Genomic DNA, 20,617 nt, shown 5'->3' with positions numbered 1-20,617 from the left:
TCGCTGACCCCTGTGGACGGCCGAGGAGCGGGGCGGGATGGATGCGAACGAGGGCGGGGGCCGCGGTGCCCCGGCGGGGGAGTCCGGGCCCGTCGTGACGGCCGCCGGGGCGCCTGGGGCGGAGGTGCCGGGCGAGGTTCCTGGGCCTGGTGAGGCTGCTGGTGGCGTGCCGGGTGAGGCCGATGCGACGGCCGGCGAGGTGCCGGGTGCGTTCGGCGGCGTAGCGGGGCACGGGGCCGTACGCGCGCCCGGGATCGCCGGGCTGTCCCTGCCGTACCGGTCGCTGGCCGCGCTCGCCCTGGGCGCGGTCGTGGTGACCGCCTGCTGGCACCTGGCGATGGTCTTCCTGCACGTCGCACCCGCCAACACGGTCAGCAGGAAGCACGCCGGGACCGTCGACGAGTGGATCTACCCCGAGTTCGAGCAGAACTGGAAGCTGTTCGCCCCCAACCCCCTCCAGCAGAACATCGCCGTCCAGGTCCGCGCCGAGCTGCGCACCCCGAGCGGCGAGCGGGTCACCACCGGCTGGCGCGACCTGTCCGCCGAGGACGGCGCGGAGATACGCCACAATCCGCTGCCCAGCCACGTCCACCAGAACGAACTGCGACGCGCCTGGGACTTCTTCACCGGCTCGCACGACGACCAGAACCGCGCCAACGGCGAGCGCGGCCGCCTCTCCGAGGCCTACCTGCGCCGGATCGCGATGCAGCGGCTGCACGAGCGCCGGCCGGCCGGGGTCGTCGAGCGGGTCCAGCTGCGCTCCGCGACGCGGGCGGTCCCCGCGCCCCCGTACAGCGACGAGAAGACCGACACCCAGGTCTACTACCGGGAACTGCCCTGGTGGAACGTGACCGCGGCCGACCTCCCCGCCACCGCGGCCGGAGCCCAGCGCGAGGAGACCGCACCGTGAGCGCCCCTGCCGCCGACCGCCTGACCGCCGCCGCCGCCCGGGCCCTCGGGAAGGTCACCGGGCGCGCCCTGGGCCCGTACCAGAGCGCGGTCATCCGGATCGGCTTCTCCGCGACCTGGCTGCTCTTCCTGCTGCGGGAGTTCCCGAACCGGCGCGAGCTGTACGGGCCCGGGGGGCCCTGGAGCTTCGACCTCGCGGAGCGGCTGGTAGCGGGAAACGACGCCTTCACCGTGCTGCTGTGGTCGGACGGGGTGGTGTGGTTCGAGGCCGTGTACGCGCTCGCCGTGGCCGCTTCCGTGATGCTGCTGCTGGGGTGGCACACCAGGGCGGCGTCGGCGCTGTTCCTGGTCGGGGTGCTGTCCCTGCAGAACCGCAGCGTGTTCATGGGCGACGGCGGTGACAACGTCATTCACCTGATGGCGATGTACCTGGTGCTGACGCGGTGCGCGCAGGTGTGGTCGCTGGATGCGCGGCGGGGGCGTGCGGGTGCCGGTGGTGGTGCGGCCGGTTCCGCTGGTTCCGCTGGTTCCGCTGGTTCCGCTGGTTCCGCTGGTTCCGCCGGTTCCGCTGGGGGCGCGGGGGCGGTGCTGTGGGTGCTGCTGGGGGCCGTGCTGATGGCCGCCGGCGGGACCGGGAAGCTGGGTGTCGGCTGGCTCGGCGTGTTCGCCGTGCTGTGGACGGCCCAGGGCGTGTGGTGGCTCGCCGAGCGGTACGACCCGCGGGGGGAGGGGCGGGCGCTGCTGGACGTGGTGGCGAACGTGATCCACAACGCGGGGATGCTGGTGGTCATGGCCGAGGTGTGCCTGATCTACGCGACCGCCGGCTGGTACAAGATCCAGGGCTCGCGGTGGCAGGACGGGACCGCCCTGTACTACCCGCTGAACCTGGACTACTTCGCGCCGTGGCCCGCGCTGTCGGAGCTGCTGGGGGCGAGCGGGGTGGTCGTGCTGCTGCTGTCCTACGGGACGGTGGCGGTGCAGGTCGCGTTCCCGTTCACGCTGTTCAACCGGCGGGTGAAGAACGTGCTGCTGGGCGTGATGATGCTGGAGCACGCGGGGATCGCGGTGGTGCTGGGGCTGCCGTTCTTTTCGCTGGCGATGATCGCCGCCGATGCGGTGTTCCTGCCGACGGCCTTCCTGGTGTGGGTGGGTGCCCTTGGCGGGCGGCTGCGGTGGCCTGGGGGGCGGGGGGCTGCGGTGCCGGGTCCCGTGCCGGGTTCCGGGCCGGGTCCTGTGCCGGGTTCCGTGCCGGGGGCGGGTGGCGGCGGTGCCGGGCCCGTGCCGGGAGCTGCCGGTGCCTCTCCGGGGGCCGGGAGCGTGACGGCGGCTGCTTCGGTGCCGGGGCAGGTGGCCGGTGGGGAGCCTGCGGCTGCGCCGGACGCGGTGCGCTGAGCCGCGGTTCCGGGGGCGGCTGTGGGGTCGTGCCGGGCCCGTGCCGGTCCCGTGCCGGGGCTGCTGGTGCCGGTGCTGCGGTGGTGCCGGGCCGTGCCGGATGCGGTCTGTTGCGGGTGCCGCGTCGTTGCCGGGTGCGGGTGGTTGCCCTGCGGGGCTGTCCCCGACCCGCCCTTCCTCCGTTCCCCGGGCTTCGCCCGGACCCTTTCGGGGGCTCCGCCCCCGTACCCCCGCTCCTCAAACGCCGGAGGGGCTGGATGTGCCCCAGGGACGTTGCAGCCTCGCCGGCGTTTGAGGCGCGGCGGCCGGGGCGGAGCCCCGGAGGCGGTGGCCGAGACCGGGCGGGGTCCGGGGCCTGCCCCGGTGAACGGGAGAAGGGCGGGGTGGGGACTGCCCGCGCAGCGGCCGGTGGTACTGCGTTCGGGCGTGGTGGTGGGAGGCGGGGCGTGCGGCGCGGGGTGGGGGCCCGCGGCTGCATAGGCTGGGCTTATGAGCGAGCGCAGCGGGGCGGTACGCCCGGACGAGGGCGGGGCGGCGGGCCCTGGACGGTCGGGCGGCCCGGGTTCCGGAGAGTCGGGCGGGCCGGGTTCGGGAGAGCCGGGCCCTGGGGGGTCGGGCGGCCCGGGTTCGGGAGAGTCGGGCGGGCCGGGTTCGGGAGAGTCGGGCCCTGGGGGGTCGGGCGGGCCGGGTTCGGGAGAGTTGGGCGGGCCGGGTTCGGGAGAGTCGGGTCCCGGGGGGTCGGGCGGGACTGGTTCCGGAGGCGTGGGCGGGTTCCGTGGTGACGGAGGGCGTCGGGACGGGGCCGGGACGGGCCGGGGTGATGGGGTCCGGGGAGGGCAGGGTGTCGGCCCGCGCGCGGGCGACGGGGCCGGGGTGGCCGAGGCCGTGGTCGAGTGGCGGGGGGCCGGGGACGGCGGGGTGCTGCTCGACGGGTTCCATGCGGTCAAGCACGCGCTGCGGTTCGGGGCCGACGTGCGGATCGCGCTCAGCGACGACAAGGCCGCGGTGCTGCGGCTGGCCCGGGGGCTCGCGCCCGACGTGGTGCCGGACCTCGACCGGCTGCTGCGCGAGGTGCCCACCCAGGTGCTGCACGAGCTGCTGCTGCGGGTGCACCCCACGGGCGTGGCCGCCCTCGCCGTGCGGCCCGCCCGGGAGGCCCACATGGCCGCCCTCGCCGACCCCGCGCGCCCCGCGCCGGTCATCGTGCTCGACAACCCGCGCAACCTCGGCAACGTCGGCGCGGTCGTGCGGCTGGCCGCCGGCTTCGGGGCCACCGGGGTGGTGACCACCGGGGACCTGGACCCGTGGCACCCGAACGTCGTACGGGCCGGGGCCGGCCTGCACTACGCCACCGCCGTGGAGCGGCTGACGGTCGGCACGCTGCCGCCCGGCCCCCTCTACGCGCTGGACCCGGAGGGCGAGGACATCCGCGCCCTCACCCTCCCGGACAACGCCCTGCTGGCCTTCGGCTCCGAGCGGCACGGCATCTCGCCCGAGCTGCGCGAGCGTGCCGACCACCTGGTGTCGCTGCCGATGCGCCCGCAGGTCTCCAGCTACAACCTGGCCACCAGCGTGGCCATGGCCCTGTTCCACTGGGGCGGGCCCGCCCCAGTGGAACGGCCGTGAAGGCCTAGGCCTGGCGGCGGACCTCCACCACGCGGAAGCGGTTGGCGACGAAGGCGCCGTCGCACAGCGCGGCGTTGGCCGCCGGGTTGCCGCCCGAGCCGTGGAAGTCGGAGAAGGCGGCCGTCTGGTTGACGTACACCCCGCCGGTGAGGTTCAGCGAGAGCTGCGCGGACTCGTCCAGGCAGACCTCTTCGAGGGCGCGCTCGGTGGCGTCGTCGGTGGTGTACGCGCCGACCGTCATCGCGCCCTGCTCGCGGACCGTGCGCCGCAGCAGCTCCAGCGCGTCCGCCGTGGAGTCGACCGCCACGGCGAAGGAGACCGGGCCGAAGCACTCGGACATGTACGCGGCGGAGTCGTCCGGCTTGGCCGCGTCGAGCTTGACCATGACCGGCGTACGGACCACCGCGTCCGGGAACTCGGGGTTGGCCACCTCGCGGGAGGCCAGCGCGACCTCGCCGAGCCCGGCCGCCGCCTCCAGGCGGGCCTTGACGTCCGGGTTGACCAGGGCGCCCAGCAGGGCGTTGGCCCGGGCGTCGTCGCCCAGCAGGCCGTCCACCGCGCCGGCGAGGTCGGTGACGACCTCGTCGTACGACTTGTGGCCGGCGTCCGTGGCGATGCCCTCGCGGGGGATCAGCAGGTTCTGCGGGGTGGTGCACATCTGGCCGCTGTACAGGGACAGCGAGAAGGCCAGGTTGGACAGCATGCCCTTGTAGTCGTCGGTCGAGTCGATGACGACCGTGTTGACGCCGGCCTTCTCCGTGTAGACCTGCGCCTGTCGGGCGTTGGCCTCCAGCCAGTCGCCGAACGAGGTCGATCCCGTGTAGTCGATGATCTTGACCTCGGGACGGGTGGCCAGGTCCTTGGCGATGCCCTCGCCCGGACGCTCGACGGCCAGGGCCACCAGGTTCGGGTCGAAGCCGGCCTCGGCCAGCATCTCGCGGGCGACCTGCACGGTCAGCGCCAGCGGCAGCACGGCACGCGGGTGCGGCTTGACCAGCACCGGGTTGCCGGTGGCGAGGGAGGCGAACAGGCCGGGGTAGCCGTTCCACGTCGGGAAGGTGTTGCAGCCGATCATCAGCGCGATGCCGCGCGGGGCGGCGACGAAGCGCTTGTCCAGCTTCAGCGGGTCGCGCTTGCCCTGGGGCTTGGACCAGTCGGCCTGGCCGGGCACCCGGACCTGCTCCGCGTACGCGTACGCCACGGCCTCCAGGCCGCGGTCCTGCGCGTGCGGGCCGCCCGCCTGGAACGCCATCATGAACGCCTGCCCGCTGGTGTGCATCACCGCGTGCGCGAACTCGTGGGTGCGGGCGCCGATGCGCGCCAGGATCTCGATGCAGACCAGCGCACGGGCCTCGGGGCCGGCGTCGCGCCAGGCGGCCATCCCCGCCTTCATGGCGGGCAGCAGCACGTCCGCGTCGACGTGCGGGTACTCGACGCCCAGCTCGATGCCGTACGGGGAGACCTCGCTGCCCGTCCAGTCGTCGGTGCCGGGCTGCCCCAGGTCGAAGCGGGTGCCGCGGAGGGCCTCGAAGGCGGCCTGGCCGTCGGCCGGCGCGGTCTCGCCGTACGCCTTGGGGTGCTCGGGGTGCGGGGACCAGTACGCGCGGCTGCGGATGGCCTCCAGCGCCTGGTCGAGGGTGGGCCGGTGCTTCTCGGAGAGCGTCGAGAGGGAGAGCGCGGCGGACATCAGGGACCAACTCCTCGTTGAGCCGGGCTGGATCGGGGTGAGATCGCGCAGAGGCGGGTGGAGAAGAGCAGACTGGAAGTAGAGTAACCGAACGATCGGTCGGGACAAGAGGGCCCGGGGTCGGGTTGTGGACAACGCATGCGGGAGGATCGGGGTCATGACAGGAATCGAGCGGTCCCGCACGGTGGCGGTCGTCGGCACCGGCACGATGGGCCAGGGCATCGCCCAGGTCGCCCTCCTCGCGGGTCACCCCGTACTGCTCCACGACGCCGTGCCCGAGCGCGCCGACGCGGCCGTCACGGCCGTCATCGGCCGTGTCGAGCGACTGGTCGCCAAGGGCCGCCTGGACCGGGCCGCCGCCGACGCGGCGACCGGCCGGATCGGTGCGGCGCGCGAGCTGTCCGAGCTGGCCGACTGCGCCCTGGTCGTCGAGGCGATCCTGGAGGACGTGGCGGCCAAGCAGCGGCTCTTCACCGCTCTGGAGGCGGTGGTCGCCCCCGACTGCCTGCTCGCCACCAACACCTCCTCCCTCTCCGTCACCGAGCTCGCGGCCCCCCTCAAGCACGCGGGCCGCCTGGTCGGACTCCACTTCTTCAACCCGGCCCCCCTCCTCCCGCTCGTGGAGGTGGTCAGCGGGTACGCGACCGAGCCCGAGGCCGCCGAGCGCGCCTTCGGCACCGCCCTGGCCTGGGGGAAGACCCCGGTCCGCTGCGCCGACACCCCCGGCTTCATCGTCAACCGGATCGCCCGCCCCTTCTACGCCGAGGCCTTCGCGGTCCACGAGGAGCAGGGCGCCGACCCGGCCACCATCGACGCCGTGCTCCGCGAGAGCGGCGGCTTCAAGATGGGCCCGTTCGAGCTGACCGACCTGATCGGCCAGGACGTGAACGAGGCGGTCACCCGCTCCGTCTGGGAGTCGTTCTTCCGCAGCCCCAAGTTCCTGCCCTCCCTCTCGCAGCGCCGCCTGGTCCAGTCGGGCCGGCTCGGCCGCAAGTCCGGGCAGGGCTGGTTCGCGTACGAGGGCGGCGGCGCCGCCGTCCCCGCCCCGCACACCGCGGGCCCCGAGGAGGCCCCGGAGTACGTCACCGTCGTGGGCGACCTCGGTCCGGCCGCCGGGCTGGTCGACCTCATCGAGGAGGCCGGGATCACCGTCGAGGCCGTCGAGGCCGGCGGGCCGTACATCCAGCTGCCGGGCGAGGGCCAGCTGGTCCTCACCGACGGCAAGACCTCGGTCGAGTTCGCCGACGTCGTCTACTTCGACCTGGCCCTCGACTACCGCGGCGCGACCCGGATCGCCCTCGCGGCGTCCGAGGACACCTCCCCCGAGACCCTGGCCGAGGCGGTCGGCCTCTTCCAGCGGCTCGGCAAGCAGGTCAGCGTGATCGGCGACGTCCCGGGCATGATCGTGGCCCGCACCGTCGCGATGCTGATCGACCTGGCCGCCGACGCGGTGGCCAAGGGCGCGGCGAGCGAGGAGGACATCGACACCGCGATGAGGCTCGGCGTGAACTACCCGCTGGGCCCCGGGCAGTGGCACGAGCGGGTGGGCCAGGACTGGGCGTACGAGCTGCTGGAGAACCTCGACGGACGCTGCCCCGGCGGCCGGTACGCGCCCTCGCTCGCCCTCTTCCGCAAGTCGTACGCGGCCGGGCCGGAGGACGCGGACGGGCCCTCCGAGGCCACCGGCTCCGAGGGCGTGGCTCCCGAGGCGACGGCCCCCGACGACGCGGACGGGGTGAGCGCCCCGTGACCACCGCCAGGAGGGACACGTACACCCCCGAGACGCTGCTCTCGGTGGCGGTGCGGGTCTTCAACGAGCGCGGCTACGACGGCACCTCCATGGAGCACCTCTCCAAGGCGGCCGGCATCTCCAAGTCCTCGATCTACCACCACGTCGCGGGCAAGGAGGAGCTGCTGCGCCGGGCCGTGAGCCGGGCGCTCGACGGGCTCTTCGGCATCCTCGACGAGCCCGGCGCCACCCGCGGGCGGGCCATCGAGCGGGTCGAGTACGTCACGCGCCGCACCGTCGAGGTGCTGGTCGCGGAGCTCCCGTACGTGACGCTGCTGCTGCGCGTCCGGGGCAACACCCGGACCGAGCGGTGGGCGCTGGAGCGCCGCCGCGAGTTCGACCACCAGGTCGCCGACCTGCTCAAGGCCGCCCAGGCCGAGGGCGACCTGCGGGCCGACGTGGACATCAGGCTCGCGACCCGGCTGCTCTTCGGCATGGTCAACTCGCTGGTCGAGTGGTACCGCCCGCACCCGGAGACCAGCGCGGGCGTGGAGGCGGAACGCGTCGCGGAGGCCGTCGCAGGACTCGCCTTCGACGGCCTCCGCACCACCGGCTAGGCCCTTCCCTCCGGAATCGGGGGAGATCCGGAGGGGAGGGCACGGGGCTCCCCCGAGACCCTTCGGCCGGTGACCCCACAGAACCCCCTGGAACTGCGGGTGGCTCGACGTCCCCCCTGACTGGAAACGACTGAAAAGGTCTGTCTGGGGACGTTCTTGACGGTTGTGAACCTAGCGAGATCCACTGGCCCACGGGTACCCGCCCTTTCTGGGGGGTGTGTTCACGGCGGAGGCTGTGGTGAGGGTCGGCGGCTCGGGGCTCCAGCGCGCGCAGCGGTTCGTCCTGCTGGCGACCGGTCTCTACCGGCTCAGCCACCTCGTCGTCGCGCTGGGAGCCGTGGTGCGGGGCACCGTGGCCGGCGCGGCCTGCTGGGTCCTGCTCGGCACCGCCCTCGCCGCCAGTGCCCTGCTGTTCGGGACGGCGCACCGCCGCGGCTGGTTCGCGCCCGCGTGGGTGTGGGCGGACGTGCTGGTCACCGGCTTCGCGCTGCCCGTGGGGGCCTCGTACGCGCTCGGGCTCGGGACGGTGCTGGCCAACCCCTGGACGGTGCTGCTCGGCGGGTCCGCCGCTGCCGCCGCGGGGGCCGGGCTGGGGCTGCGGTCGGTGGCCGGCGCGGTGGCGGTGCTGCTGGCCGCGCCGCTCGTGGCGGCCCAGGGGCAGGCCACCGGCGCGCTCTTCGGCCACCTCAGCTCCGTGGTCTCCTCGGCCGTGATGGCGCGGGTCTTCTGGTGGTACCTGACCCGGCAGGGCACCCTGCTCGACCGGGCCACCGAGCAGGCCGTACGGGCCGAGGCCCGGCGCGCCCGGCAGGCGGAGCGGATGGCCCACCACCGCGCCCTGCACGACACGGTGCTGGCCACCCTGACCACGATCGCCGCGGGCCGGGTGGACGCGAACGCGCCGGAGGTCCGCGAGCGCTGCGGCCGTGAGGCGGCGTACCTGCGGCGGCTGATCCAGCGCGACGACGAGCCGGGCTGTGCGGAGGACGGCTGGGCGGAGGACGGCTGTGCGGAGGGCGGCGGCTGCCGGGAGCACGGCCGTGCGGAGCCCTTCGCGGAGGTGCCGCTGGGTGCGGCGCTGGAGGAGGCGGTACGGGGTGCCGAGTGCCTGGGGCTGCGGATCACCGCCCAGTACGCGGCGCTGCCCGGCGTGCCCCGGCCGGTGGCGGTGGCCCTGGCCGCGGCGGTGTCCGAGGCCCTGAACAACGTCCTGTGCCACGCCGGCACCGGGCGCGCCTGGCTGACCGCCGCGGGGACCGGCCGGGGCGCGGTGGTGACGGTGGTGGACCGGGGGGCCGGCTTCGACCCCGGGCGGCCGCCGGGCGGCGGTACGGGGCTGCGCCGGTCCGTCCACCAGCGGCTGGCCGGCATCGGGGGCCGGGCCGAGGTGGACAGCGCCCCGGACGAGGGCACCCGGGTCGAGCTCCGGTGGCCGGCGTGACCGGCGGCGCGCCCGGGGGCGGGCGGCGGGTCGTGCGGGTCGCGGTGGTGGACGACGACCGGATGCTGCGGGACGGGCTGGCCTCGTGGCTGGGGCGGGCGGACGTACGGACGGACGTACGGGCGGGGGACGCGGGGCCCGGCGTCCGGGATGCGCGGCCAGGGAGCGGGGACGCGGAGCCGGGCGCCGGCGGCGCCGGTACGGGCCCCGCGGCGGCGCGTACGGACGGCACCGGCCCGGGTACGGGCCCCGCCGCCCCGCTGCTGCGGCTGCTGGCCGCCGAGGCCACGGTGGACGCCCTGCTGGCGGCCGGCGGGGCCGCGGCCGAGGTGGTCCTGCTCGACCTGGTGCTGCGGGACGGCTCGGCGCCGGAGGACAACGTCCGGCGGCTGCGCGCCGCGGGCTGCCGGGTGCTGGTGATCAGCACGGTGGCCGACCGGGAGCGGATCGTCGCGACGGTGGCCGCCGGCGCCGACGGCTACCTCACCAAGGACCACTCCCTGGAGGTGCTGGCGGAGGCGGTCGGGGCGGTCGCGGCCGGCGGCACGGCGCACTCCCCGGAGCTGGCCTTCGCCTGGGCCCACGACAGCGCCCCCGACCGGCCCCGGCTGGCCCCGCGGGAGCTCCAGGTGCTGCTCGACTACGCCTCGGGGCTGACCCTCAAGGCCACCGCGCGCAGGGCCCGGATCAGCCCGAACACGGCGAAGTACTACCTGGACCAGGTGAAGGAGAAGTACCAGCGGGCCGGGCGGCCCGCCTACACCAAGATCGACCTCGCGCTGCGGGTGCGCGAGGACGGCTGGGGAACCCCGCCCACGGCCCAGGGGCCCCCGGCCACGCCCTGAGCCGTGTCCCGTGGATCAGGCCAGGTGGCCGGAGGGTTCGAGACGAACATCCGGCGGCGGGGGCCGCGCAGGAACCTCCTCGGGGGGCGAGGCGTCTGACCAGGCAAGACAGTGATCATTTGGATGCACGGGGGTACTGGCCATGGCGGTCACACTGGCCGAGGAGATCATGCTGCTCTCCCTGGACGACGAGTCCGGATCGGCGAAGCAGCGGCAGGCCGCCGGCTGGGCGGTGGCGGGTGGGATCCTGCTCGAACTGGTGCTGGCCGGCAGGGTCGCGGTCCGGGGCAAGCACCTGGAACTGGTGGATGCGGCCCCGACCGGGGACCCGCTGCTCGATGGCAGGGCGGCGCTGATCGCGAGCTGGCTGGGGGCCCGGGGCAGGCGCCGGGTGACGGACTGGCTGACGAAGGACCAGGCCAAGGCCGTGTCCGCCACCCTCGAACGCCTGTGTGCGCGCGGCGTGGTGGTGGAGGAGAGGCGCATGGCGCTCGGAATGTTCCCGATCCGTCGCTACCCCGAGGCCGACGGCGCGGTGGAACGAGAACTGCGGGACCGGCTGCGGGGCGTGGTGCTGGCCGGCGCCGAGCCGGACACCCGGACCGCCGGCCTCATCGGGCTGCTCCATGCGTCCAAGCTGCACCGTCTGGCCTTCCCCGAGGGCCCCGCCCGGCAGATCGCGTCGCGGATGGAGGAGGTCGCGACGGGACAGTGGGCGGCCGAGAGCGTCCGCTCCGCCCTCCGTGACATGCAGGCCGCGATGGCAGCGGTCACCGTGATCACGGTCGTCACCGCCGCCGGCTAGGCCGTTTCCCCCGGAGGGGGAACGGCTCAGGGCGCCTCCGTCGACGCGTCCAGGTCGGTTTCCTCGAAGACCAGCAGCGTCCGCGTCGACAGCACCTCCGGGATGGCCTGCAGCCGGGTCAGCACCAGCTCCCGCAGCGTCCGGTTGTTCGGCGTGTGCACCAGCAGCAGGACGTCGAAGTCCCCGCTGACCAGCGCGATGTGGGCGGCGCCCGGCAGTGCCTCCAGCTGCTCCCGCACGGTCCGCCAGGAGTTCTGCACGATCCGCAGGGTGATGTACGCGGAGGCGCCGTGGCCCGCCCGCTCGTGGTTGATCCTGGCCGAAAACCCACGGATCACGCCGTCGTCGATCAGGCGGTTGATCCGGGCGTAGGCGTTGGCGCGCGACACGTGGACCCGCTCGGCGACGGAGCGTATCGAGGCGCGGCCGTCGGTCTTGAGGATCTGGAGGATCGCACGGTCGATCGCGTCCAGCGGGCGGGGCGGTGCCGCGGGAGCCGGGGCCGCGGGGCCCGGCACGGCGAGGGGGGCGTCGGGCCCGTCCGTCGCCGCCTCGGCCATTTGTTCATCCGCCATCGCCTTCGGCCTCCCTGTCCTGGACGTCCTGCATACATCCCAGGGTCTGGATGTCCTTTTGTCCACAGCCTCATGCGGCCTGTAGCCAAAATGCGCCCACGACCGAACAATCGGTAGGTGAGGCACCTCACACCCGGGGCTGCCCGCGTCCCGGTCACCGCCGGGAAGTACCCCAGCCCGCTTCCCACGAGGAGGTGCTCGCGCCATGACGGTGCAAGAGCTGCCCGGTGCGGACTACCGCCCCACCCCGCCGCCCGCCTGGCGGCCCCGTACCGACGCGGCGCCGCTGCTGCCGGACGCCGAGCCGTACCGCGTGCTCGGCACCCCGGCGGCGGACCGTCTCGACCCGGAGCTGATGCGCCGGGCCTACGCCGAGCTGGTGCGCGGCCGGCGCTACAACGCCCAGGCCACCGCCCTCACCAAGCAGGGCCGGCTCGCCGTGTACCCCTCCACCGTCGGCCAGGAGGCGTGCGAGATCGCCGCGGCGATGGTGCTGGAAGAGCGCGACTGGCTGTTCCCCAGCTACCGGGACACCCTGGCGGCCGTGGCGCGCGGTCTCGACCCCGTCCAGGCGCTGACGCTGCTGCGCGGCGACTGGCACACGGGTTACGACCCCCACGAGCACCGGATCGCCCCCCTGAGCACCCCGCTCGCCACCCAGCTGCCGCACGCCGTGGGCCTGGCCCACGCCGCCCGCCTCAAGGGCGACGACGTGGTGGCGCTGGCGATGGTCGGCGACGGCGGCACCAGCGAGGGCGATTTCCACGAGGCCCTGAACTTCGCCGCCGTATGGCAGGCGCCGGTGGTCTTCCTGGTCCAGAACAACGGTTTCGCCATCTCCGTCCCGCTCGCCAAGCAGACGGCCGCCCCCTCCCTGGCCCACAAGGCCGTCGGGTACGGGATGCCGGGCCGTCTGGTCGACGGGAACGACGTGGCCGCCGTCCACGAGGTGCTGGCCGAGGCCGTGCGCAAGGCGCGGGCCGGCGGCGGCCCGACCCTGATCGAGGCGGTCACGTACCGGATGGAGGCGCACACCAACGCCGACGACGCCACCCGCTACCGCGGTGACGCCGAGGTCGAGGCCTGGCGCGGACACGACCCGATCCTGCTCCTGGAGCGCGAGCTGACCGCCCGGGGCATCCTCGACGAGGACCTCAAGCGCGCGGCGAAGGACGAGGCCGAGACGATGGCCGCCGCCCTGCGCGAGCGGATGAACGCCGACCCGGTGCTGGACCCGATGGACCTCTTCACGCACGTCTACGCGGAGCAGACGAGCCAGCTGCGCGAGCAGGCGGCCATGCTCCGTGCCGAACTGGAAGCGGAGGGCGAGTGATGACCACCGCCACCCAGCCCGCCACCGGGCGCAAGCCCGCGACGATGGCGCAGGCCCTGACCCGCGCGCTGCGCGACTCGCTGGCCGACGACCCGACCGTCCACATCATGGGCGAGGACGTCGGTGCGCTCGGCGGCGTCTTCCGGATCACCGACGGGCTGGCCAAGGAGTTCGGCGAGGACCGGGTCACGGACACGCCGCTCGCCGAGGCGGGCATCCTCGGCACGGCCGTCGGCATGGCGATGTACGGGCTGCGCCCCGTGGTCGAGATGCAGTTCGACGCCTTCGCGTACCCCGCCTTCGAGCAGCTCTTCAGCCACGTCGCGAAGATGCGGAACCGCACGCGCGGCGCGATGCCGCTGCCGATCACGATCCGCGTGCCGTACGGCGGCGGCATCGGCGGCGTGGAGCACCACTGCGACTCCTCCGAGGCGTACTACATGGCCACGCCCGGCCTGCACGTGGTGACCCCGGCGACCGTCGAGGACGCGTACGGCCTGCTGCGCGCGTCGATCGCCAGCGACGACCCGGTGATCTTCCTGGAGCCGAAGCGGCTCTACTGGTCCAAGTCCGACTGGTCGCCGGAGGCCCCGGCCGCGGTCGAGCCGATCGGACGCGCGGTGGTCCGCCGCCGCGGCACGAGCGCCACGCTGATCACGTACGGGCCCTCCCTGCCCGCCTGCCTGGAGGCGGCCGAGGCCGCCAAGGAGGAGGGCTGGGACCTGGAGGTCGTCGACCTGCGCTCGCTGGTCCCCTTCGACGAGGAGACGGTGGCCGCGTCGGTACGCCGCACCGGCCGCGCGGTCGTGGTCCACGAGTCCACCGGCTTCGGCGGTCCCGGCGGCGAGATCGCCGCCCGCATCACGGAGCGGTGCTTCCACCACCTGGAGGCCCCGGTGCTGCGCGTCGCGGGCTTCGACATCCCGTACCCGCCGCCGATGCTGGAGAAGCACCACCTGCCGGGCGTCGACCGGATCCTGGACGCCGTGGCCCGTCTCCAGTGGGAGAACTGATGCCTCAGGTACTGGAGTTCAAGCTGCCCGACCTCGGTGAGGGGCTCACCGAGGCCGAGATCGTGCGCTGGCTGGTGCAGGTGGGCGACGTCGTCGCCATCGACCAGCCGGTGGTCGAGGTCGAGACGGCCAAGGCCATGGTCGAGGTGCCGTGCCCCTACGGGGGCGTGGTGACCGCCCGCTTCGGCGAGGAGGGCACCGAACTGCCCGTCGGGGCACCGCTGCTGACGGTCGCCGTGGGCACCGCCACGCTGCCGGAAGGCGGCGGCGCGGAGCCGGAGGCGGCCTCGGGTTCGGGGAACGTGCTCGTCGGCTACGGCACGGACCACTCCCGGCCGGCGCGGCGTCGCCGGGTGCGGCCGGCGGGGTCGGCCGCGGCTCCCGTGCCGGCTGCCGCTCCGGCTGCTCCTGCCCCGGTCCCGACCCCGGTGGCTGCGGCTCCGGCCGCCGTGGCGGTCGCCGCCGGTCCCGTGCCGGTGATCTCCCCGCTGGTCCGCAAGCTGGCCAAGGACAACGGCATCGACTTGCGCGGGCTCGCCGGCAGCGGGCCCGAGGGCCTGATCCTGCGGTCCGACGTGGAGGCGGCGCTGCGCGCGGCCGCCGCTCCGGCTCCGGCCGCTGCCGCTGCCGCCGCCGCTGCGGCTCCGGTGACGGCGGCCGGGGAGCGGATCCCGCTCAAGGGGCTGCGCGGCGTGGTCGCCGACAAGCTGTCCCGCAGCCGCCGGGAGATCCCGGACGCCACCTGCTGGGTGGACGCGGACGCCACGGAGCTGATGGCCGCGCGGGCCGCGATGAACGCCGCCGGCGGCCCGAAGGTCTCGGTACTGGCCCTGCTGGCCCGGATCTGCACGGCCGCGCTGGCCCGCTTCCCGGAGCTGAACTCCACCGTCGACCTCGCGTCGAACGAGATCGTCCGGCTGCCCTCGGTCCACCTGGGCTTCGCCGCCCAGACCGAGCGGGGCCTGGTCGTACCGGTGGTCAAGGGCGCGGACGCGATGAACGCCGAGGGTCTGTCGGCGGAGTTCGCCCGCCTGACGGAGCTGGCGCGCGGCGGGAAGCTGGCGCCGGCGGACCTCACGGGCGGCACGTTCACGCTGAACAACTACGGGGTGTTCGGGGTGGACGGCTCCACGCCGATCATCAACCACCCGGAGGCCGCGATGCTGGGCGTGGGGCGGATCGTCCCGAAGCCGTGGGTGCACGGCGGTGAGCTGGCGGTCCGTCAGGTCGTCCAGCTGTCGCTGACGTTCGACCACCGGGTCTGCGACGGCGGCACCGCGGGTGGCTTCCTGCGGTACGTCGCCGACTGCGTGGAGTCCCCGACGGTGCTGCTGCGGTCGCTCTAGCCCTGGCCGGCCCCGTACCGCTCCCGTCCGGGACGCGGTACGGGGCCGCCGCACGTCCCGCACCGAGCCCGTGCCGGGTGCCGTGCGCTTCCGGGTGCGGGCGGTGCGGGGTGCGGGCCGTTGCCGCTGCGCGGAGCCGTTTCCCCACCCCGCCCCATCCCGAACCGGGGGCTCTGCCCCCAGAGCCCCGCGCCTCAAACGCCGGCGAGGCCGGATATGCCCTGAGTGGCACGTTCCAGCCCCTCCGGCGCTTGCGGAGCGGGCCCGGCACGGGCCGCATCCGGCACGGGGCCGTCAGCGGGTCAGCAGGAGTTTGCCCACCGGCGTGCCCGATTCGAGGGCGGCGTGGGCCGCGGAGGCTTCGGCGAGGGGGAACGTCGCGTGGACCACCGGGTGGACGCGGCCGGCCTCGACCAGGGGCCACACGTGTTCGCGGACGGCGGCGACGATCGCCGCCTTCTCCTCCAGCGGCCGGGCCCGCAGCGTCGTACCGGCGACCGCGGCCCGCTTCGCCAGCAGCGCCCCCAGGTTGAGCTCCGCCTTCACGCCGCCCTGCAGGCCGATGACCACCATCCGCCCGTTCACGGCGAGGGCGTCCACGTTCCGCGCCAGGTACTTCGCCCCGATGATGTCCAGGATCACGTCCGCCCCGGCACCGCCCGTGGCGGCCTTCAGCTCCTCGGCGAAGTCCTGCTCGCGGTAGTCGATCAGGATGTCCGCGCCCAGCTCCGCGCAGCGGGCCAGCTTCTCCTTGCCGCCCGCCGTCACGGCCACCCGGGCCCCCACGGCCTTCGCGAGCTGGATCGCCATCGTGCCGATCCCGCTCGCACCGCCGTGCACCAGCACGGTCTCGCCCGGCCGCACGTGGGCCACCATGAACAGGTTCGACCACACCGTGCAGGCCACCTCCGGCAGCGCGGCGGCCGTCACCAGGTCCAGGCCCTCCGGCACCGGCAGCAGCTGACCGGCCGGCACCGCCACCTGCTCCGCGTACCCGCCGCCGCTGAGCAGCGCGCACACTTCGTCGCCGACGGCCCACCCGGTCACCCCGGGCCCCAACGCCGTGATCCGGCCCGCGCATTCGAGGCCGGGGTAGGGGGAGGCCCCGGGCGGCGGGTTGTAGAAGCCCTGCCGCTGGAGCAGATCGGCCCGGTTCACGGCACTGGCCGCGACCTCCACGAGGACCTCGCCCTCGCCGGGCACCGGATCGGGTACGTCGGCCCACACCAGGGCCTCTGGGCCGCCGGGCTGGGGGATCGTGATCGCATGCATGCCCGCGAGGCTACTCGCCCCGGGGGCCCAGGACTTCGGCCGGCGGGGCCGCGCGCACGATGACGATCAGCCGGTCGGTCAGCTGGAGCGGGCTCGCGTGCGGGTCGTCGTACGGCAGCAGCCGGTGGCCCCGCAGCACGCTCACCACGAGGTCGTCGGTCTCCCGGACGTTCCTGCCCGCCTCGGACCTGGTCACCGGGCGTTCGAGCAGGTCCAGGCCGCTGCCCTGCTGGATCAGGTCCTCCATCACCGCGCCCGCGCTCGGGCTGAGCACCGACAGCCCCAGCAGCCGGCCCGCCGCGCTCGCACTGGTGATGACGGCGTCCGCGCCCGACTGCTTCAGCAGCGGGGCGTTCTCCTCCTCGCGCACCGCGGCCACGATCTTCGCGCCGCGGTTCAGCTGCCGGGCCGTCAGGGTGACCAGCACCGCGGTGTCGTCCCGCTGGGTGGCCACCACGATCTGACGGGCCTTCTGGACCTCGGCGCTGAGCAGCACGTCGCTGCGCGTGGCGTCGCCGACGATCCCCGAAAAGCCCTCGGCGTTGGCCATGTCGATCACCTTGGCGCTGGGGTCGACGATGACCACGCGCTCCTTCCGCAGGCCGGTGGCCAGCAGCGTCTGGAGCGCCGACCGGCCCTTGGTGCCGAAGCCGACGACGACGGTGTGCTCACGCAACTGGGCCCTCCAGCGGTTCAGTCGCCACTCCTCCCGGGTCCGTTCGGTGAGGACCTCCAGGGTGGTGCCGACCAGGATGATCAGGAACAGCACGCGAAGCGGCGTGATCAGCAGGATGTTCGCCAGCCGCGCCGAGTCGCTGTACGGGACGATGTCGCCGTACCCGGTGGTGGAGAGGGTGACCGTCGCGTAGTACATGCAGTCGAGCAGATCGATGGTCTCGTCGGAGTTGTCGTGGTACCCGGCGCGGTCGATCCAGACGATGAAGACCGTCAGGGCCAGCACACCGAAGGCCATCAGCAGCCGCTTGCCCACCTGCCGCAGCGGCTTCTCGATGACCCGCTTGGGCATCTTCACGCGGTGGTCGAGCAGCCGCTCGTCGGCCTGCCGGGCCATCGCGTCCTGTCCGGGCAGCTTCACCGCGACCACCCGAAGCCGGCGGAGCCGGCGCCCCCGCCCGCCCAGGGCAGGTCCAGGACCTCCAGCTCCTGCCCCGCCTCCGCCCCGTGCGGGGGTACGACGGCCAGCGCGTCCGCCGCGGCGATCCCGCGCAGCATCGCGGGCCCGTGGAACCGCAGCGGCACGGCCTGCTCCCCGTCCAGCGCCACCGGCACCAGCCGGGTGTCGTGAGGGTGGCCCGGTACGGCGTCGCGCACCGGCACCGCGTACGCCTCCCGCACCCCGTGCCCCGCGAGGGCCCGCAGCAGCGGCTCGGCCAGCGTCAGCAGCCCCGACACGGCGGCCAGCGGGTTGCCGGGCAGCCCCACCAGGTGCTTCCCGGGCCCGAGCCGGGCCAGCAGCATCGGATGCCCCGGCCGTACGGAGACCCCGTCGACCAGCAGCTCCGCCCCGGCCCGCCGCAGCACCGGGTGCACGTGGTCCACCGGCCCCGAGGCCGTGCCCCCGGTGGTGACCACCAGGTCCGCCGCGGAGTCCGTCACCGCCCGGTACAGCGCCCCGGCATCGTCGCCGAGCCGCCGCGTCCCGGTCACCTCGGCGCCGAGGGCCCGCAGCCACGGCCCCAGCATCGGCCCCAGCGCGTCCCGGATCAGCCCGTCCCGCGGCCGCCCCTCGGCCAGCAGCTCGTCCCCGAGCACCAGCACCTCGACGCGCGGCCGCGCCACCGTGACCAGCTCGTCGTACCCGGCGGCGGCGGCCAGCCCCAGCACGGCGGGCGTCACGGGCGTCCCGGCCGCCAGCAGCCGGTCGCCCGAGCGGCACTCCTGGCCCCGCGGCCGGATGTCCTGGCCCGGCACCACCTCGCGCTCGGCGTGCAGCTGCCCCTTGGCGGCGTCGTGCCGGGCGTGCTCGCTGCGGATCACCGCGGTGGTGTCGCCGGGGATCCGGGCACCCGTGGCGATCCGCACCGCCTCGCCGTCGGCCAGCGGCTCCGGCCGGGCCGCGCCCGCCAGCACCCCGCCGCCCTCCCGGATCCGCCAGGGACCCGGTCCGGCGACCGCCCAGCCGTCCATCGCCGAGGTGTCGAAGGAGGGCAGGTCGGTCAACGCCTCCAGGGGGCCGCCCAGCACCTCGCCGAGGGCGTCGGCCAGCGGTACCGCACGTGTGCGGGAGCGCCCGGTCCGGCCCGCGGCGGCGGCGGTGGCGCGGGCCCGGGCCCAGTCGGTGCCGCGGTGTCCGGGGGCCGCCCCGGCGGGCTCCGTGCGGCGGTCGTTCACCAGCGCCAGCGCCTCCTCGACGGCCCGGTCCTCCGGTGTCACGGCCCGCTCCTCCGGTGTCACGGCCCGCTCCTCGGGTGTCACGGGGGCGGTCGTCATCCGCTGCCCTTCCCGGCGGGGCCCGTCTCGGCCTCCCAGCGGCCGGCGAGCGCGGTGGCTTTGCGGCAGGCCTCGGAGAGCGCGGCCTCCGGGTCGGCGCCGTCGGCGGCGGCCAGCGCGGCCGCGTAACCGACCAGGAAGGTGGTCAGCGGCGCGGCGGGCCTGGCCACGCCGTGCGCGGCGTCACGGGCGAGGTCGAGCAGCTCGGTGACGTCGACCGGGACGTCGAGGCCCAGCTCGTTCTTGACTGCGGTGATCCATTCGTCCAGCACGGTCCCATGCTCCCTGATGCGGGCACGGGCGGCTGCCAGGTCCTCCCAGGTGTCGCAGTCGAAGGAGGCGGCGCTGCTGCCCTCGACCCGGGCCAGGTCGAGTTCTGCGGTGAGCGCCCGCAGCGGGAGGCCGGTGAGGCTGCCGTGCTCGGTGGCCAGCAGGGCCAGCTCGCGGCGCAGCGGTTCGGCCCGGTAGGCGGCCACCAGGGGCTGGTCGCGGCCGTCGGGGTCGCGCAGCAGGGTGCCCTCGGCGCCGGGGCCGGCGAGCAGGGCGCGTACGGTCGCCGCGTCCAGGAAGGGCAGGTCGGCGGAGAGCACGAGGACCAGGTCGGCGCCGGTGTGCCGGAGTCCGGCGTGCAGGGCGGCCAGCGGGCCCGCCCCGGGCGGCTCCTCCAGGGCCCAGGTGACGGGCCGGGCGGTGGCCCGGCGGCCGCCGACGACCACGGTCGTCCCGGCGCCGGCGCAGGCGTCCAGCACCCGGTCGAGCAGCGGGCGGCCGCCCACGCTCAGCCCCGGCTTGTCGGCCCCGCCGAGCCGGCGTGCCGCGCCTCCTGCCAACACGATCGCGTCGTAGGTCATGACCCGAGTATGCGCGGCCCATGTTTCTTGCGGCGTCTCGCACTTACCCGGTGCTTACGCGCGACGGCCCCGTCCGGCACCGCCCGTGGGGGCGGTGCCGGACGGGGCCGGACGAAGGCGCCGTGGGGCCGGCCGGGTCCGCAACGGGCGGACCCCCGGTCCTACAGGTACGGGCCCGAGCGGACCGGGCCGTGCTGGCCGTCCTCGTCGTCGTGCGAGACGCCGGGCGGGAGGGCGCGGCGCATCTGCTCCAGCTGGGCGCGGGCCGCCATCTGCTGGGCGAAGAGGGCGGTCTGGATGCCGTGGAAGAGGCCTTCCAGCCAGCCGACCAACTGGGCCTGCGCGATGCGGAGTTCCGCCTCGGAGGGAATGGCCTCGTCGGTGAAGGGCAGGGAGAGGCGCTCCAGTTCCTCGACGAGCTCGGGAGCGAGCCCGTCCTCCAGCTCCTTCACCGAGCTGGCGTGGATGTCCTTGAGCCGGACCCGGCTGGCCTCGTCGAGAGGAGCAGCGCGGACTTCTTCCAGAAGCTGCTTGATCATGCTGCCGATGCGCATGACCTTGGCGGGCTGTTCGACCATTTCCGTCACCGGCACCTCGCGCGACTCGTCATCGGCGCCGCCGACCGCCATCCCGTCCTGGCCCACGATCAGAACCTGCGGGGGGCTGTCCTGCGACCGTTCGCTCCTCGGCATCTCCATGCCGCCATTCTCTCGCACACGTTCGTC

The 20,617-nt window shown here is 74.8% G+C and carries 18 protein-coding genes; 11 read left to right on the top strand and 7 right to left on the bottom strand.

Annotation, left to right across the window (positions count from 1 at the left end):
• The first annotated feature begins 37 nt into the window (after nt 1-37).
• The 3 genes from ACIQUQ_RS10785 (at nt 38) to ACIQUQ_RS10775 (ending at nt 3,927) form a co-directional block, all read left to right on the top strand.
• The gene (locus ACIQUQ_RS10785; RefSeq protein WP_403973700.1) at nt 38-910 is read left to right on the top strand and encodes a DUF5819 family protein; all 873 of its coding nucleotides are present in this window, start codon (nt 38-40) and stop codon (nt 908-910) included.
• Nucleotides 907-2,301, top strand: coding sequence for an HTTM domain-containing protein (locus ACIQUQ_RS10780; RefSeq protein WP_403973697.1), 1,395 nt, complete (start codon nt 907-909; stop codon nt 2,299-2,301). Before ACIQUQ_RS10785 ends, ACIQUQ_RS10780 begins: the two co-directional genes overlap by 4 nt.
• Before the next feature lie 873 nt (nt 2,302-3,174).
• The gene (locus ACIQUQ_RS10775; protein WP_403973695.1) at nt 3,175-3,927 is read left to right on the top strand and encodes a TrmH family RNA methyltransferase; all 753 of its coding nucleotides are present in this window, start codon (nt 3,175-3,177) and stop codon (nt 3,925-3,927) included.
• Between the two features lie 4 nt (nt 3,928-3,931).
• Here the strand turns inward: ACIQUQ_RS10775 and paaN are convergent, their stop codons facing one another.
• Nucleotides 3,932-5,614, bottom strand: a complete 1,683-nt coding sequence (paaN, locus tag ACIQUQ_RS10770; protein ID WP_403973692.1) for a phenylacetic acid degradation protein PaaN — start codon at nt 5,612-5,614, stop codon at nt 3,932-3,934.
• A 157-nt stretch (nt 5,615-5,771) separates the two neighbouring features.
• Between paaN and ACIQUQ_RS10765 the strand changes: the two genes are divergently transcribed.
• From ACIQUQ_RS10765 to ACIQUQ_RS10745, 5 genes are all read left to right on the top strand, one after another.
• Nucleotides 5,772-7,364, top strand: coding sequence for a 3-hydroxyacyl-CoA dehydrogenase (locus ACIQUQ_RS10765; protein ID WP_403973689.1), 1,593 nt, complete (start codon nt 5,772-5,774; stop codon nt 7,362-7,364).
• Nucleotides 7,361-7,960, top strand: a complete 600-nt coding sequence (locus tag ACIQUQ_RS10760) for a TetR/AcrR family transcriptional regulator (RefSeq protein ID WP_403973687.1) — start codon at nt 7,361-7,363, stop codon at nt 7,958-7,960. Before ACIQUQ_RS10765 ends, ACIQUQ_RS10760 begins: the two co-directional genes overlap by 4 nt.
• Nucleotides 7,961-8,198: 238 nt before the next feature.
• Nucleotides 8,199-9,401 carry an ATP-binding protein gene (locus tag ACIQUQ_RS10755; protein ID WP_403973684.1) on the top strand — a complete coding sequence of 401 codons (1,203 nt, stop codon included), beginning with the start codon at nt 8,199-8,201 and terminating at the stop codon, nt 9,399-9,401.
• Nucleotides 9,398-10,246: a LuxR C-terminal-related transcriptional regulator gene (locus ACIQUQ_RS10750; RefSeq protein ID WP_403973682.1), complete on the top strand. Its 849-nt coding sequence runs from the start codon at nt 9,398-9,400 to the stop codon at nt 10,244-10,246. The genes ACIQUQ_RS10755 and ACIQUQ_RS10750 overlap by 4 nt, the downstream gene beginning before the upstream one ends.
• A 142-nt stretch (nt 10,247-10,388) precedes the next feature.
• A complete protein-coding gene (locus tag ACIQUQ_RS10745) occupies nt 10,389-11,051 on the top strand; it encodes a GPP34 family phosphoprotein (protein WP_403973679.1) in 663 nt (220 codons plus the stop codon).
• A gap of 26 nt (nt 11,052-11,077) precedes the next feature.
• On the opposite strand, the gene ACIQUQ_RS10740 is transcribed toward ACIQUQ_RS10745, so the two are convergent.
• Entirely contained in the window at nt 11,078-11,626 is a 549-nt protein-coding gene (locus tag ACIQUQ_RS10740; RefSeq protein WP_403973677.1) for an Lrp/AsnC family transcriptional regulator, read from the bottom strand.
• Nucleotides 11,627-11,831: 205 nt separating this feature from the next.
• On the opposite strand from ACIQUQ_RS10740, the gene pdhA reads away from it, so the two are divergent.
• From pdhA to ACIQUQ_RS10725, 3 genes are read left to right on the top strand one after another with little or no spacing between them, the layout of a single operon-like run.
• Entirely contained in the window at nt 11,832-12,959 is a 1,128-nt protein-coding gene (gene pdhA / locus ACIQUQ_RS10735) for a pyruvate dehydrogenase (acetyl-transferring) E1 component subunit alpha (RefSeq protein WP_403973674.1), read from the top strand.
• On the top strand, nt 12,959-13,972 hold the full coding sequence (locus ACIQUQ_RS10730) for an alpha-ketoacid dehydrogenase subunit beta (RefSeq protein WP_403973671.1): 1,014 nt from the start codon (nt 12,959-12,961) through the stop codon (nt 13,970-13,972). Before pdhA ends, ACIQUQ_RS10730 begins: the two co-directional genes overlap by 1 nt.
• Complete coding sequence (locus ACIQUQ_RS10725) at nt 13,972-15,318, top strand: dihydrolipoamide acetyltransferase family protein (RefSeq protein WP_403973669.1); 1,347 nt, start codon at nt 13,972-13,974, stop codon at nt 15,316-15,318. Before ACIQUQ_RS10730 ends, ACIQUQ_RS10725 begins: the two co-directional genes overlap by 1 nt.
• Nucleotides 15,319-15,612: 294 nt before the next feature.
• Here the strand turns inward: ACIQUQ_RS10725 and ACIQUQ_RS10720 are convergent, their stop codons facing one another.
• The 5 genes from ACIQUQ_RS10720 to ACIQUQ_RS10700 all read right to left on the bottom strand — a co-directional run bounded on the left by ACIQUQ_RS10720 (nt 15,613) and on the right by ACIQUQ_RS10700 (nt 20,590).
• The gene (locus ACIQUQ_RS10720) at nt 15,613-16,590 is read right to left on the bottom strand and encodes an NAD(P)H-quinone oxidoreductase (RefSeq protein ID WP_403973667.1); all 978 of its coding nucleotides are present in this window, start codon (nt 16,588-16,590) and stop codon (nt 15,613-15,615) included.
• 10 nt (nt 16,591-16,600) lie between these two features.
• Nucleotides 16,601-17,686 (bottom strand): potassium channel family protein, encoded by a 1,086-nt coding sequence (locus ACIQUQ_RS10715; RefSeq protein WP_403973665.1) that lies wholly within the window; start codon nt 17,684-17,686, stop codon nt 16,601-16,603.
• Nucleotides 17,683-19,041 carry a molybdopterin molybdotransferase MoeA gene (locus ACIQUQ_RS10710; RefSeq protein WP_403973663.1) on the bottom strand — a complete coding sequence of 453 codons (1,359 nt, stop codon included), beginning with the start codon at nt 19,039-19,041 and terminating at the stop codon, nt 17,683-17,685. Before ACIQUQ_RS10710 ends, ACIQUQ_RS10715 begins: the two co-directional genes overlap by 4 nt.
• Nucleotides 19,038-19,892, bottom strand: coding sequence for an NTP transferase domain-containing protein (locus ACIQUQ_RS10705; RefSeq protein WP_403973660.1), 855 nt, complete (start codon nt 19,890-19,892; stop codon nt 19,038-19,040). The genes ACIQUQ_RS10710 and ACIQUQ_RS10705 overlap by 4 nt, the downstream gene beginning before the upstream one ends.
• Nucleotides 19,893-20,053: 161 nt before the next feature.
• Complete coding sequence (locus ACIQUQ_RS10700) at nt 20,054-20,590, bottom strand: bacterial proteasome activator family protein (protein ID WP_403973658.1); 537 nt, start codon at nt 20,588-20,590, stop codon at nt 20,054-20,056.
• Between the last annotated feature and the right edge of the window lie 27 nt (nt 20,591-20,617).

It is taken from the genome of Streptomyces sp. NPDC101118 (genome assembly GCF_044759445.1).
Classification (GTDB): domain Bacteria; phylum Actinomycetota; class Actinomycetes; order Streptomycetales; family Streptomycetaceae; genus Streptomyces.
Note: the sequence above shows the minus strand (reverse complement) of the source record. Positions and strands in the feature narration are given on the sequence as shown.

What these genes read in the sequence shown, in the direction of transcription:
- ACIQUQ_RS10730 (WP_403973671.1), top strand. Translation starts at nt 12,959, where the DNA reads ATGACCACCGCCACCCAGCCCGCCACCGGGCGCAAGCCCGCGACGATG.
- ACIQUQ_RS10720 (WP_403973667.1), bottom strand. Translation starts at nt 16,590, where the DNA reads ATGCATGCGATCACGATCCCCCAGCCCGGCGGCCCAGAGGCCCTGGTG.
- ACIQUQ_RS10785 (WP_403973700.1), top strand. Translation starts at nt 38, where the DNA reads ATGGATGCGAACGAGGGCGGGGGCCGCGGTGCCCCGGCGGGGGAGTCC.
- ACIQUQ_RS10710 (WP_403973663.1), bottom strand. Translation starts at nt 19,041, where the DNA reads ATGACGACCGCCCCCGTGACACCCGAGGAGCGGGCCGTGACACCGGAG.
- ACIQUQ_RS10700 (WP_403973658.1), bottom strand. Translation starts at nt 20,590, where the DNA reads ATGGAGATGCCGAGGAGCGAACGGTCGCAGGACAGCCCCCCGCAGGTT.
- ACIQUQ_RS10745 (WP_403973679.1), top strand. Translation starts at nt 10,389, where the DNA reads ATGGCGGTCACACTGGCCGAGGAGATCATGCTGCTCTCCCTGGACGAC.
- ACIQUQ_RS10725 (WP_403973669.1), top strand. Translation starts at nt 13,972, where the DNA reads ATGCCTCAGGTACTGGAGTTCAAGCTGCCCGACCTCGGTGAGGGGCTC.
- pdhA (WP_403973674.1), top strand. Translation starts at nt 11,832, where the DNA reads ATGACGGTGCAAGAGCTGCCCGGTGCGGACTACCGCCCCACCCCGCCG.
- ACIQUQ_RS10705 (WP_403973660.1), bottom strand. Translation starts at nt 19,892, where the DNA reads ATGACCTACGACGCGATCGTGTTGGCAGGAGGCGCGGCACGCCGGCTC.
- paaN (WP_403973692.1), bottom strand. Translation starts at nt 5,614, where the DNA reads ATGTCCGCCGCGCTCTCCCTCTCGACGCTCTCCGAGAAGCACCGGCCC.
- ACIQUQ_RS10765 (WP_403973689.1), top strand. Translation starts at nt 5,772, where the DNA reads ATGACAGGAATCGAGCGGTCCCGCACGGTGGCGGTCGTCGGCACCGGC.
- ACIQUQ_RS10740 (WP_403973677.1), bottom strand. Translation starts at nt 11,626, where the DNA reads ATGGCGGATGAACAAATGGCCGAGGCGGCGACGGACGGGCCCGACGCC.